Source organism: Gymnodinialimonas ceratoperidinii, from assembly GCF_019297855.1.
In the GTDB taxonomy this organism is placed as follows: domain Bacteria; phylum Pseudomonadota; class Alphaproteobacteria; order Rhodobacterales; family Rhodobacteraceae; genus Gymnodinialimonas; species Gymnodinialimonas ceratoperidinii.
The window spans coordinates 1,755,512-1,767,641 of the sequence record NZ_CP079194.1; the positions used below are offsets into that span (position 1 = coordinate 1,755,512).

Here is a 12,130-nt window from a genome sequence, read left to right on the forward strand (position 1 = left end):
TGCTGTGCGCCCACAATATCCGCCATGAGGGCTGTGTCTTTTCGACACCACCGAGGGGGTAGGTTTGGGGCTGAATCGGGCAAAGTGGGAGAAGGTTCCATAAAAAGGTATTGAATGGGACGGCGTACCATGGGACAAGAATTCCATCGACAGCGAGACAACACAAAGGATCAAAAAGATCCGAACCAACAATAAAAATAGGCAGGTTCATACAGGCATCTCATTCGTCGAAAAAAGAGATCCGGCGCGTAGACGAGCAGACATCCCCCCCAGGTAGTCAGCGTAGTCGGACACCCCAGAAATGGGACGAGGGCGGCGGATTGAGGAGTGGCAGCTTCCTCAGTCCGCCGTTTCCATTTCCGGGCCCGGAATACGGCCCAACACGGGCAAAAGTTGTGACGGCCGCTGGTGGCCGCGCAGGACCGAGGCGAGATTAGTGGACACGAGGTTTCAGGGCACCAATGTGTGCAAGGTAGATGGGAAGGGCCGGGTTTCGCTCCCGGCTAAATTCCGTCGTACCCTGCAAGCCCAGGACGCCGCCTGTGCCCCCGGTGACGCCGCGCGTCTCTATATCGCCTACGGCAACCCCATGACCGATTATGTCGAGTGTCTGTCGGGCGACGCCTATGACGACCTCGATCAGCGCATCCAATCCATGCCCGAGGGCGAGGAAGAGCGCGAAGTTCTCGAGATTCTCTATTATTCGCTCTGCGACGAGGTGCAGGTCGACGACAACGGTCGTTTCGTCCTGCCCGGCTCCGCGCGCGACAAGCTGGCACTGGACGGCGAGGCGGTCTTCCAGGGCAAAGGCACGAAATTCCACATCCTCAAGCCCGCCGACAGCGAGGCGTCCAAGGACAAGCTGGCCGCGATGCTCGCGAAGCTCTCCGAGGGCAAGGAATTCTTCAATCCCGTCTCCCTGGCCAACGCGCCCAAAACACCCCCGGTAACAGACAATGCCGAATGACCGACGCAGTAGAACAGCCACACATCCCCGTTCTGTTGGGGGCCATCCTCCGCGAAGTCGCGCCGGTTTCTGGCGTGTGGCTGGACGGAACCTTCGGCGCTGGTGGATACGCCCGTGGCTTGCTTGAGGGAGGCGCGGGCAAGGTGATCGGCGTGGACCGCGACCCCATGGCCTTCGAGATGGCCGCCGATTGGGCCGGGTCCTACGGGGATCGTCTGCGACTGGAGGAGGGGACCTTCTCCGACCTCGACACATTGGCCGGCGAGCCGCTCGACGGCGTGACGCTGGATCTCGGCGTCTCCTCCATGCAGCTCGACATTGCCGAACGCGGCTTCTCCTTCATGCGCGACGGCCCGCTGGACATGCGCATGGGGCAGAGCGGCGTCTCGGCCGAGGACTTGGTCAACGACGCCCCCGAGAAGCTTCTGGCCGACATCCTGTTCCAATACGGAGAAGAGCGCGCCTCGCGCCGGATTGCCAAGGCGATCGTAGTGGAGCGGGCCAAGACGCGCATCAACTCCACCCTGCAACTCGCTGGCATCATTGAGAAATGCCTGCCCCGCAAGAAGCCGGGGCAGAGCCATCCGGCCACCCGTTCGTTCCAGGCGATCCGCATCGCTGTCAACGATGAATTCGGCCAGCTCGCCCATGGTCTCATGGCCGCCGAACGCGCGCTTAAGCCCGGCGGCAAGCTCGCTGTGGTGACGTTCCATTCCTCCGAGGACCGGATCGTGAAGAAGTTCATGGCCGAGCGCGCCAGCACCGGCGGCGGCGGCTCCCGCTACGAGCCCGAGGCCGCAGCCAAGACCCCCGGTTTCCTTTTGACGCCGCGCAAGGCGATCGCGCCGGACGCCGAGGAAATCGCCCGCAACACCCGCGCCCGCTCGGCCAAGCTGCGCATCGCCACGCGCACCGACGCCCCCGCGCAGGAAATCGACCTCAAGACCCTTGGCCTGCCGCAGTTGGAGGGGCTCTGACCATGCGTTTCACCACCCTCATCGCCGCCATCATCGTCGTGGGCCTCGGTTATTGGGCCTATCACCAGACGATCCAGACCCAGATGGCCGACCGAGAGGTCAACCGCCTCCAGCGCCAGATCGTCAACGAACGCGAGCGTCTGGGCGTGCTGCGCGCCGAATGGGCCTATCTCAACCGCCCCGACCGCCTGCGTGAGCTCGCGCGGTTCAACTTCGACCGTCTGGGCCTGTTGCCGCTCACCTCCGACCAGTTCGGCGACGTGGCGCAGATTCCTTTTCCTTCGCCGGTGGATGACGCCGAAGCCTTCATTCTTGAGAATTCGTCCAACCCGATCTGGGATGGAGAGGTAGAGCCCCTATGAGCCTGCGCATTCCGCTACGCCCGCTGACCCGCATCCTCGACGCCCGCGCGCGCGGCGAGAACCCCGACAACGTGGAGCGCGAGAACCTGCGCCTGCGCCACGAAGGCCTGCGCGACAAGATGCGGGTGCGCGCGGAATCGCGCCTCCTGCTTGTCGCCCTGTGCTTCGTGCTGGCCTTCGGCGCCGTCGGTACCCGCATGGCCGCGCTGGCGACCTCGGCCCCGACCGAGCCGCGCCTCGTGAGCCAGGGGCCCACGATCCTCAACACCCGCGCCGACATCACCGACCGCAACGGGCGCATTCTGGCCACCAACTTCGCCACCAACGCGCTCTACGCCCACCCCCACGACCTGATCTACCCGCGCAATGCCGCCGAGGGGCTGGCCGAGATCTTCCCTGAGATGGACGCCGACGACCTCTACCGTCGCTTCACCAGCGGCTCGCGCTTCCTCTGGCTGCGCCGCTACATCTCGCCCGAACAGGAGCAACAGGTCCACGACCTCGGCGAGCCCGGCCTGCTGTTCGGCCCGCGCGAGATGCGGCTCTATCCCAACGGCTCCATCGCCGCGCACGTGCTCGGCGGCGCAAGCTTCGGTGAAGAAGCGGTCAATGCCGCCGAGGTGATCGGCATTGCCGGCATCGAGGCCCATTTCGACACCGAACTGCGCGACCCGAGCCGGGTCGAGCCGCTGCAGCTCTCGCTCGATCTCACCGTGCAGGCCACGGTCGAGGAAGTGCTGGCCGGCGGCATGGCGCTGATGAACGCGCGCGGCGCCTCGGCGGTGCTGATGGATGTGCACACGGGCGAGGTCATCTCGATGGCGAGCCTGCCCGATTTCGACCCCAACGCGCGGCCCCGGCCGCTCTTGGAAGGCGATCAGGCCGACAGCCCGCTGTTCAACCGGACGGTGCAGGGCGTCTACGAATTGGGCAGCGTTTTCAAGACCTTCACCATCGCGCAGGCGCTGGAGTTGGATCTCTATTCACCCTACGACATGATCGACACCACCGGGCCGCTGCGCATGGCGGGCTTCTCGATCCGCGACTTCTCCTACTACGGCGCCGAGCAGAGCGTCGCCGACGTGCTGATCCATTCCTCCAACATCGGCACCGCGCGCATGGCGCAGACGATTGGCCGCGAGCGGCAAGAGGATTTTCTGCGCAGCCTCGGCCTGCTGACCCCCACGCCGGTGGAACTGGTCGAGGCCGCCTCGGGCCGCCCGCTGGTGCCTTCGCGGTGGGGTGAGCTCTCCACGATGACGATCAGCTACGGCCACGGCGTCTCCACCTCGCCGCTGCATCTGGCCGCCGCCTATTCCACCGTGGTCAACGGCGGCACGCTGATCGAGCCGACGCTTCTGCGCCGCGACGCGCCCGCGCAGGGGCCGCGCATCATCTCCGAATCCACCAGCCAGATCGTGAACGCCATGCTGCGTCAGGTCGTGACCGAGGGCACCGCCAGCTTCGGCGAGGTCGAGGGCTATGCCGTCGGCGGCAAGACCGGCACCGCCGACCTGCCGCGTCCCAACGGCGGCTACTACGAGGACCGCAACCTCAACACCTTCGCCAGCGCCTTCCCGATGCATGATCCGCAATACGTGCTGATCGTGACCCTTCAGGAAGCCTCCGACCCCTCCGGCAACCAGCCGCGCCGCACCGCGGGCTGGACAGCCGTGCCCGTCGCCGCCGAGGTCATCCGCCGCACCGCACCGCTGCTCGGCTTGCGGCCGAGCGTTGAACATCCCCTCGGTTTGCAGCTATCCAGCTCCTCGAACTGAGGAGGTGCAGCATGGCTGAAAGACGACTTTCCGATCTGGGGCTCACCCCCATGAGCGGGAACGATGTGGTGGTGAGCGGTCTGGCGCTCGACAGCCGCAAGGTGAAGCCCGGCACGCTTTTTGCCGCAATCCCCGGCACGCGGGTCCACGGGGCCGAGTTCATCCAATATGCCCTGCGCATGGGCGCGGGCGCGGTGCTCACCGACCGCGCGGGCGCCGAGATCGCGGCGGAAGAGCTCGCCGCCTCCTACGCGGTGCTGGTCGTCGTGGAAGACGCGGCCGAGGCGCTCGCCCACAGCGCCGCGCTGTTCTTCGGCGCACAGCCCGAAACCATGGTCGCGGTGACCGGCACCAACGGCAAGACTTCTGTCGCCAGCTTCACCCGCCAGATCTGGGAAGCGCTGAAGATCAATGCCGTCAACATCGGCACCACCGGTGTCGAAGGTGCCTATGAGGCCCCCGGCATCCACACAACGCCCGAGCCGGTGACGCTCCATTCCGTTCTGGCCGACATGGCCGCCGCTGGTGTGACCCACGCGGCGATGGAGGCCTCGTCCCACGGGCTGGACCAGAGCCGGATGGACGGCGTGCGCCTCGCGGCGGCCGCCTTCACCAACCTCACGCAGGATCACCTCGATTACCACGGCACGATGGAGGCCTATTTCGAGGCCAAGCTGCGGCTTTTCACCGGGCTTTTGCCCGAGGACGGCGTGGCCGTGGTGAACCTAGATGACCCCCACGGCCCCCGCGTGGCCGAGGCCTGCGAGGCGCGCGGGATCGAGGTTTTGGGCGTCGCGCAATACGCCGAGGCCGCGTTGAAGATCACCGGCCGCCGGATCGACGAGACCGGGCAGGACGTGCTCTTCCGCTGGCAGGGCGAGGCGCGACAGGTGCGCCTGAACCTCATCGGCGCCTTTCAGGCAATGAACGTGCTGACCGCCGCCGGGCTGGTCATCGCGGGCGGCGAGGATCCCGACGCCGTCTTCGCCGTCCTGCCGCAGATGCAGGGCGTGCGGGGCCGCATGCAACTGGCCGCCCGCCGCAGCCACGGCGCGCCGATCTATGTGGATTACTCCCACACGCCCGACAGCCTCGACGTGGCGCTGAAGGCGCTGCGCCCCCATGTGCTCGGGCGGCTTGCCGTCGTCTTCGGGGCAGGGGGCGACCGCGATACTTCCAAGCGCCCGCTGATGGGCAAGGCCGCCTGCGAGGGGGCCGACGTGGTTTTCGTGACCGACGACAACCCCCGCACCGAGGATCCCGCCGCGATCCGCGCCGCCGTCATGGCGGGCTGTCCCGAGGCCACCGAGGTCGCCGACCGCGCCGAGGCGATCCTGCGCGCGGTCGATATGCTGGAGCCGGGCGACGCGCTGCTTATCGCGGGCAAGGGACACGAGACCGGTCAACAGATGGGCGATGTCGTCTATCCCTTTGACGACGTTGAACAAGCCTCGGTTGCCGTGGCCGCTTTGGAGGGCGCGATATGACCTTGTGGATCGCATGAGCCGCCTCTGGACCTCGGAAGAGGCCGCGCGCGCCACCGGCGGCACCGCCACCGGCGCATGGGAGGCCACGGGCGTCTCCATCGACACGCGAACGCTGGCGCCGGGCGATCTCTTCGTCGCCCTCGCCGCGGCCCGCGACGGGCACGAGTTCGTCGCCCAGGCGCTGGAGGCCGGCGCTTGCGCCGCCATGGTCAGCCATGTGCCCGACGGCGTCGATCCCGCGAAATGTCTGCTGGTGGACGCGGTTTTGCCTGCGCTGGAGCGCCTCGGGCAGGCCGCCCGCGCCCGCACCGAGGCCCGCGTCATCGCGATTACCGGCTCGGTCGGCAAGACCACGGCGAAGGAGATGCTGAAGCAGGCGCTGAGCGGGCAGGGCAAGGTTCACGCCGCCGTCGCTTCCTACAACAACCACTGGGGCGTGCCCCTGACGCTGGCGCGGATGCCCGCTGACACCGACTTCGCGGTAATCGAGATCGGCATGAGCAACCCCGGCGAAATCGCGCCGCTCGCCCGCATGGCACGGCCCCACGTGGCGATGATCACCACCATCGCGCCGGCGCATCTTGAGGCCTTCGGCGTCATCGAGGGCATCGCCGCCGAGAAGGCCTCGATCTTCGAAGGGCTGGAGCCGGGGGGCGTCGCCATCGTGCCGCTCGACGTGGAGACATCAGGCATTCTGATCGACACCGCCCGGACCCACGCCGCCGAGGTTGTGACCTTCGGCGAGGCGGAGGGCGCGGACCTGCGGCTCACCGATGTGATCCTCTCCGATGAAAGCACCGTCATGCGACTGGCCACGGCGGAGGGCGCGCGGCTGGCCAAGCTCTCGGTTTCGGGGCGGCACTACGCCAGCAACGCGGTGGGCGTCCTCTGTGCGGTCGCGGCGGCGGGGGCGGATCCCACGCAGGCGGCGATGATGCTGTCGCACTGGCAACCGGTGGAGGGGCGCGGCCAGCGCGAGCGCATCGTGCTCAGCCAGACCGATGATATCGCCATCGAACTGATCGACGACGCCTTCAACGCCAACCCGGCCTCGCTGGCGGCGGGGCTCGAGGTGCTGGCCGCCATCACCCCGGCCCGGGGCGGGCGGCGCATCGCGGTGCTGGGCGACATGCTGGAACTGGGCGAGGGCGCCGAGGCGATGCATGCCGACGTGGCGGAGCTGCCGAGCATGGAGGCCGTCGACGTCGTCCACACCTGCGGCCCGCTGATGGAACATCTCCATACCGCGCTGCCCGGCGCCAAGCGCGGCGCCCACGAGGCCACGGCGCGCGAATTGTGCCACGCCCTGCCGCGCCGGCTGCGCCCCGGCGACGTGGTGCTGGTCAAGGGTTCCAAGGGCTCCAAGGTTTCCGTTGTGGTTGACGCCCTGCGGAAACTGGGGCAATCGCTCGGGGATCAAGGTTAGGGATACCGCTACATGTTGTTTTGGCTCAGCGAACTGTCGGACGGTGGCGATGTCTTCAACCTCTTCCGCTACATCACTTTTCGCGCAGGCGGCGCGTTTTTCACCGCGCTTATCTTCGGCTTCATCTTCGGCCGACCCCTGATCGACGCCCTGCGGCGGAAGTACAAGGACGGTCAGCCGATTCGCGAGGACGGCCCCGAAAGCCACCGCGAGACCAAGGCCGGCACCCCCACCATGGGCGGCCTGCTGATCCTCGCCGCGGTCTGCCTCTCGACCTTGCTCTGGGCGCGGCTCGACAACCCCTATGTCTGGCTTGTTCTGGGTGTCACCGTGGCCTTCGGGCTGATCGGTTTCGCCGACGATTGGGCCAAGGTCAGCCGCAACACCTCGGCCGGTGTCTCGGGCAAGCTGCGTCTGGCCATCGGTTTTGCCATCGCGTTGGGCGCCGGTCTGATCGCCGCGCAGACCCATCCGGACGACCTTTCCGGCCAGTTGGCCCTGCCGGTCTTCAAGGACGTGCTCTTGAACATGGGCTTTCTCTACCTGCCTTTCGTGATGATCGTGATCGTGGGCTCGGCCAATGCGGTGAACCTGACCGACGGGCTCGACGGGCTGGCGATCATGCCGGTGATGATCGCGGCGGCGACGCTGGGCATCATCGCCTATGCCGTGGGCCGGGTCGACTTCACCGAGTATCTCGACGTGCATTACGTGCCGGGCACGGGCGAGTTGCTGATCTTCTGCGCCGGCCTGATCGGCGGCGGTCTGGGCTTTTTGTGGTACAACGCGCCGCCCGCGGCCGTTTTCATGGGTGACACCGGCTCGCTGGCGCTGGGCGGCGCCCTGGGCGCCATTGCGGTGGTGACGAAGCACGAGATCGTTTTGGCGATCGTCGGCGGTCTCTTCGTGGCCGAGGCGGTCTCGGTCATCGTGCAGGTGCTCTACTTCAAGGTGACCGGCAAGCGGGTCTTCCTGATGGCGCCGATCCACCATCACTTCGAAAAGAAGGGCTGGGCCGAGCCGCAGATCGTGATCCGGTTCTGGATCATCTCGCTGATCCTCGCGCTGATTGGCCTCGCCACGCTGAAACTGCGCTAAGCGCCTGGCCCGCAGGCCAATTGCGACGCGCGCGGCGCGTCACGCGATGTTTCGTCTGGCGTCCGGGGCCGGCCTTGCGGCAGGGTCAGGGCGACGGCATCCTGTGGATGGGTGGAATTTTCCGTATTTGAGAAAAGATGAAGAGGGGGAGCTGCGATGATCCCGGTGATGGGTTTCGAGGGACGGCGCGTGGCTGTGCTGGGGCTGGGGCGGTCCGGACTGGCGACGGCGCGGGCCTTGCGCGCGGGCGGCGCCGAGGCGCTGTGCTGGGACGACGGGGATGCGGGGCGCGCGCGGGCTGAGGCCGAGGGCTTCACGCTCCATGATCCGGTGCGCGACGGGCTGGAGGACGTGGCCTGTCTCGTGACCTCTCCGGGGATCCCGCATCTCTATCCCGCGCCGCACCGCGCCATTGCCGCGGCCTATGGGGCGGGCGTGCCGGTGGATAACGACATCGGGCTGTTTTTCCGCTCTCTCGGGCAGGGGGACTGGGCGTTCCATGACACGCCGCCGCGCGTCGTCGCGGTGACCGGATCGAACGGGAAGTCCACCACCTCGGCGCTGATCGCGCATATCCTTGAAGAGGCGAATGTGCCGGTGCAGCTGGCGGGCAACATCGGCCGCGGCGTGCTGGACATCGAGCCGCCGATCGACGGGGAGGTGGTGGTGCTGGAGCTCTCCTCCTACCAGACCGAACTGGCGCGTGCGCTGACGCCTGACATTGCCGTTTTCACCAATCTCTCGCCCGATCATCTCGATCGCCATGGCGGCATGGGCGGCTATTTCGCCGCCAAGCGCCGGCTTTTTGCCGAGGGCGGCCCGGAGCGTGCGATTGTCGGCGTCGACGAGGCCGAGGGGCAATATCTCGCCAACCAGATGGTCGAGGGGCCAGAGGATACGCGGCTGATTCGGGTGGGCTCGGGCAAGCTGTCCGGGCCGGGGTGGGATGTCAGCACCCGCAAGGGTTGGCTCAGCGAGTTTCGCAAGGGGCGGCAGGCGGCCTCCATCGATCTGCGCCCGGTGCCGGGGCTGCCGGGGGCGCACAACCATCAGAATGCCGCCTGCGCCTATGCGGTCTGTCGCGCGCTCGGGTTGGCGCCACGGACGATCGAGGCGGCGTTTGCCAGTTTCGCGGGCCTGCCGCACCGGTCGCAGCGAGTGGCCGAGATCGGCGGCGTGGCCTATGTCAACGACAGCAAGGCGACCAACGTGGATGCGGCGGTGAAGGCCCTGGACGCGTTCCGGAAGATCCGCTGGATCTGTGGCGGTCTGGAGAAGGACGGCGGGCTGGAGCCCTTGCACGGCGCTGCCGGCGAGGTCCTGAAGGCCTATGTGATTGGACGCGAGGCCGAGGCCTTTGCCCTGCATCTGGGCGACATCCCCTCGGAGATTTGTGGCGACATGGCGACGGCCGTGGCCCGCGCCAGCGCCGAGGCGCAGCCGGGCGACACGGTGCTTCTGGCGCCTGCAGCGGCCAGCTTTGACCAATACGACAGTTTCGAGGCCCGGGGCGCCGATTTCATCGCGCAGGTCGAGGCCTTGCAGGGCTGAGACGGACCGCACGAGGGGGCGCTCCGCGGCCGTGTCCCGACGTGCATGGCCTGCCTGCGGGGTGCTCAAATCATGTGCAACCAGCGCCATCTAACGCTAGCCAGCCCCGGCTTTTCGGGCTATCCTGACGAGATAGACCCGGGATAACCCGGGCATGAGCAGATAGGCGGCACCTCGGTCCGCTTGAGGGCAAGGCAGGCATTCCATGACGGAAATGGCGCATGGCACAGTCGTTGTGCACACGGGCGACGCAGTTATTCCACGGTGGTGGAGCACGATTGACCGCGTGACCCTGGGGTGCGTTTTCGCGCTCTTCGGGATCGGCATCCTTCTGGGCTTCGCGGCCTCGCCGCCGCTGGCGGAGCGCAATGGCCACGAGCCCTTCCACTACGTGATCCGGCAGGCGTTTTACGGCGGGCTGGCGCTCAACGTGATCATCCTCGTGTCGATGATGTCTCCCATCGCGGTGCGCCGGTGGGGTGTCATCGGGTTCTTCTTCGCGATCCTCGCCGTGGCGTTGTTGCCGATTTTCGGCACCGATTACGGCATGGGGGCGACGCGTTGGTACTCGCTCGGCTTCGCCTCGTTGCAGCCGTCGGAGTTTCTCAAGCCGGTCTTCGTGGTCTTCACTGCCTGGATGATGGCGGCGAGCCAAGAGGTCGGGGGCCCGCCGGGCAAGGCCGTGTCGTTCTTCGTGACGGTGATGCTGGTGGGCTTTCTCGCGTTGCAGCCGGACTTCGGGCAGGCGGCGCTGGTGATTTTCGCCTGGTCGGTGATCTATTTCGTGGCCGGCGCGCCGATGGTGCTTCTGGGCTTCGTGATCGCGGGCGTCGGCGCCTGCGGGGCGTTCGCCTATTCCGCCTCCGAGCACTTCCGCCGCCGCATCGATGGCTTTCTCAGCGACGAGGTCGGCGCCAACACGCAGTTGGGCTATGCCACCGACGCGATCCGCGAGGGTGGGTTGTTCGGGACCGGACTGGGCGAGGGCTCGGTCAAGTGGACGCTGCCAGACGCCCATACCGATTTCATCATCGCCGTGGCGGCCGAGGAATACGGGCTGGTGCTGGTCTTCGTGATCATCGCGCTCTACCTCACAATCGCCACGCGCAGCTTCTTCCGCCTGATGCGCGAGCGTGATCCCTTCGCGCGGCTGGCGGGCACGGGGCTGGTCTCGCTCTTGGCGTTGCAGGCCTTCATCAACATGGGCGTCGCGGTGCGGCTTCTGCCGGCCAAGGGCATGACGCTGCCATTCGTCAGCTACGGCGGCTCCTCGCTGATCGCGACGGGGATTGCGGTCGGGATGCTTTTGGTATTCACCCGCACCCGTCCGCAGGGCGATATCGCCGATCACCTCCTGTCACGTCACCGGTAGTACCCATGTCTCAACCCCATCTCATCATCGCGGCAGGCGGCACCGGCGGGCACATGTTCCCGGCGCAGGCGCTGTCCGAGGCGATGCTGCGGCGCGGCTGGCGGGTGACGCTTTCGACCGACGCGCGCGGCGCGCGCTACGTGGGCGGTTTCAGCCACGCGGTGGAGATCCGCGAGGTCTCTTCGGCCACCTTCAACCGTGGCGGCCTGCTGGCGAAACTCGCCGTGCCGTTCCGGATCTTTGGCGGCATCTTCTCGGCCACCACGAAAATGATGCGCGAAAAACCCGATGTCGTCGTGGGCTTCGGCGGCTATCCCACCATTCCCGCCATGGCCGCTGCGCGGCTCACCGGGCGGCCGCGGATGCTGCACGAGCAGAACGGCGTCCTCGGCCGGGTCAACCGGCTCTTCGCCAAGCATGTCTCTCACGTGGCCTGCGGCACATGGCCGACCGAGGTGCCCCTTGGCGCCCAGGATGTGCACACCGGCAACCCGGTGCGCGCCGCGATTGCCGAGCGCGCCGGCGCCCCCTATACGCCGCCCGGCGACTGGCCGATGAGCCTGCTGGTCTTCGGCGGCAGCCAGGGCGCGCGCATCCTCTCGGACGTGGTGCCCGCGGCCGTGGCGCTCCTGCCCGAGCACCTGCGCCAGCACCTGCGCATCGCACAGCAGGCGCGCGAGGAAGATGTGGAGCGCGTGCAGGCCGCCTATGACGCGCTCGACATGCGGGTGGAGGTTGTGACCTTCCTCCACGACATGCCCCGCCGCCTGTCCGAGGCGCAGCTGGTGATCTGCCGCTCCGGCGCGTCATCCGTGGCCGATATCAACGTTGTCGGTCGCCCCGCGATCTACGTGCCGCTCGCCATCGCCGTGCGCGACGAGCAGACAGCCAACGCCCGCGGCCCGGTCGAAGCCGGCGCTGCCATCCTGATGCCCGAGGCCGAGCTGACGCCCGAAAGCCTCGCCGCCGAGATCGAGAAGATCCTCACGCAGCCCGAAGCTGCCACCGCCATGTCCATCGCCGCGCTCTCCGTCGCGGTGCCCGATGCCACCGACCGCCTCGTCGCTCTTGTCGAGAGCCTCGCGGCCAACACCACACCGAGTGAGTAAGCC

10 protein-coding genes and 1 pseudogene are annotated in these 12,130 nt (G+C 67.3%); all 11 read left to right on the plus strand.

Translation table 11 applies throughout. The annotated features are described in order from the left end of the window. Positions 1–301: 301 nt before the first annotated feature. A pseudogene (locus KYE46_RS17595) lies at positions 302–535 on the plus strand (hypothetical protein); the annotation flags it as partial. A gap of 54 nt (positions 536–589) precedes the next feature. After that, the gene (locus tag KYE46_RS08580; protein ID WP_247716960.1) at positions 590–967 is read left to right on the plus strand and encodes a hypothetical protein; all 378 of its coding nucleotides are present in this window, start codon (positions 590–592) and stop codon (positions 965–967) included. Continuing rightward, entirely contained in the window at positions 964–1,944 is a 981-nt protein-coding gene (gene rsmH / locus KYE46_RS08585; RefSeq protein ID WP_219004907.1) for a 16S rRNA (cytosine(1402)-N(4))-methyltransferase RsmH, read from the plus strand. Before KYE46_RS08580 ends, rsmH begins: the two co-directional genes overlap by 4 nt. 2 nt (positions 1,945–1,946) lie before the next feature. Further along, positions 1,947–2,306, plus strand: coding sequence for a cell division protein FtsL (gene ftsL / locus KYE46_RS08590; protein WP_219004908.1), 360 nt, complete (start codon positions 1,947–1,949; stop codon positions 2,304–2,306). Next, on the plus strand, positions 2,303–4,084 hold the full coding sequence (locus KYE46_RS08595) for a peptidoglycan D,D-transpeptidase FtsI family protein (protein ID WP_219004909.1): 1,782 nt from the start codon (positions 2,303–2,305) through the stop codon (positions 4,082–4,084). Before ftsL ends, KYE46_RS08595 begins: the two co-directional genes overlap by 4 nt. A gap of 11 nt (positions 4,085–4,095) precedes the next feature. Further along, positions 4,096–5,571 carry a UDP-N-acetylmuramoyl-L-alanyl-D-glutamate--2,6-diaminopimelate ligase gene (locus KYE46_RS08600; protein ID WP_219004910.1) on the plus strand — a complete coding sequence of 492 codons (1,476 nt, stop codon included), beginning with the start codon at positions 4,096–4,098 and terminating at the stop codon, positions 5,569–5,571. Positions 5,572–5,584: 13 nt separating this feature from the next. After that, on the plus strand, positions 5,585–6,997 hold the full coding sequence (locus tag KYE46_RS08605) for a UDP-N-acetylmuramoyl-tripeptide--D-alanyl-D-alanine ligase (protein ID WP_219004911.1): 1,413 nt from the start codon (positions 5,585–5,587) through the stop codon (positions 6,995–6,997). Between the two features lie 12 nt (positions 6,998–7,009). Continuing rightward, positions 7,010–8,095, plus strand: coding sequence for a phospho-N-acetylmuramoyl-pentapeptide-transferase (gene mraY, locus KYE46_RS08610; protein WP_219004912.1), 1,086 nt, complete (start codon positions 7,010–7,012; stop codon positions 8,093–8,095). A 156-nt stretch (positions 8,096–8,251) separates the two neighbouring features. After that, complete coding sequence (gene murD, locus KYE46_RS08615) at positions 8,252–9,646, plus strand: UDP-N-acetylmuramoyl-L-alanine--D-glutamate ligase (RefSeq protein ID WP_219004913.1); 1,395 nt, start codon at positions 8,252–8,254, stop codon at positions 9,644–9,646. A gap of 205 nt (positions 9,647–9,851) precedes the next feature. Beyond that, positions 9,852–11,018 (plus strand): peptidoglycan glycosyltransferase FtsW, encoded by a 1,167-nt coding sequence (locus tag KYE46_RS08620; RefSeq protein ID WP_219004914.1) that lies wholly within the window; start codon positions 9,852–9,854, stop codon positions 11,016–11,018. A gap of 5 nt (positions 11,019–11,023) precedes the next feature. Further along, complete coding sequence (locus tag KYE46_RS08625; RefSeq protein WP_219004915.1) at positions 11,024–12,127, plus strand: UDP-N-acetylglucosamine--N-acetylmuramyl-(pentapeptide) pyrophosphoryl-undecaprenol N-acetylglucosamine transferase; 1,104 nt, start codon at positions 11,024–11,026, stop codon at positions 12,125–12,127. Positions 12,128–12,130: the final 3 nt, after the last annotated feature.

Excerpts from the sequence above, each read along its gene's own strand:
- KYE46_RS08580 (WP_247716960.1), top strand. The coding sequence starts at position 590 with ATGACCGATTATGTCGAGTGTCTGTCGGGCGACGCCTATGACGACCTC.
- rsmH (WP_219004907.1), top strand. The coding sequence starts at position 964 with ATGACCGACGCAGTAGAACAGCCACACATCCCCGTTCTGTTGGGGGCC.
- ftsL (WP_219004908.1), top strand. The coding sequence starts at position 1,947 with ATGCGTTTCACCACCCTCATCGCCGCCATCATCGTCGTGGGCCTCGGT.
- KYE46_RS08595 (WP_219004909.1), top strand. The coding sequence starts at position 2,303 with ATGAGCCTGCGCATTCCGCTACGCCCGCTGACCCGCATCCTCGACGCC.
- KYE46_RS08600 (WP_219004910.1), top strand. The coding sequence starts at position 4,096 with ATGGCTGAAAGACGACTTTCCGATCTGGGGCTCACCCCCATGAGCGGG.
- KYE46_RS08605 (WP_219004911.1), top strand. The coding sequence starts at position 5,585 with ATGAGCCGCCTCTGGACCTCGGAAGAGGCCGCGCGCGCCACCGGCGGC.
- mraY (WP_219004912.1), top strand. The coding sequence starts at position 7,010 with ATGTTGTTTTGGCTCAGCGAACTGTCGGACGGTGGCGATGTCTTCAAC.
- murD (WP_219004913.1), top strand. The coding sequence starts at position 8,252 with ATGATCCCGGTGATGGGTTTCGAGGGACGGCGCGTGGCTGTGCTGGGG.
- KYE46_RS08620 (WP_219004914.1), top strand. The coding sequence starts at position 9,852 with ATGACGGAAATGGCGCATGGCACAGTCGTTGTGCACACGGGCGACGCA.
- KYE46_RS08625 (WP_219004915.1), top strand. The coding sequence starts at position 11,024 with ATGTCTCAACCCCATCTCATCATCGCGGCAGGCGGCACCGGCGGGCAC.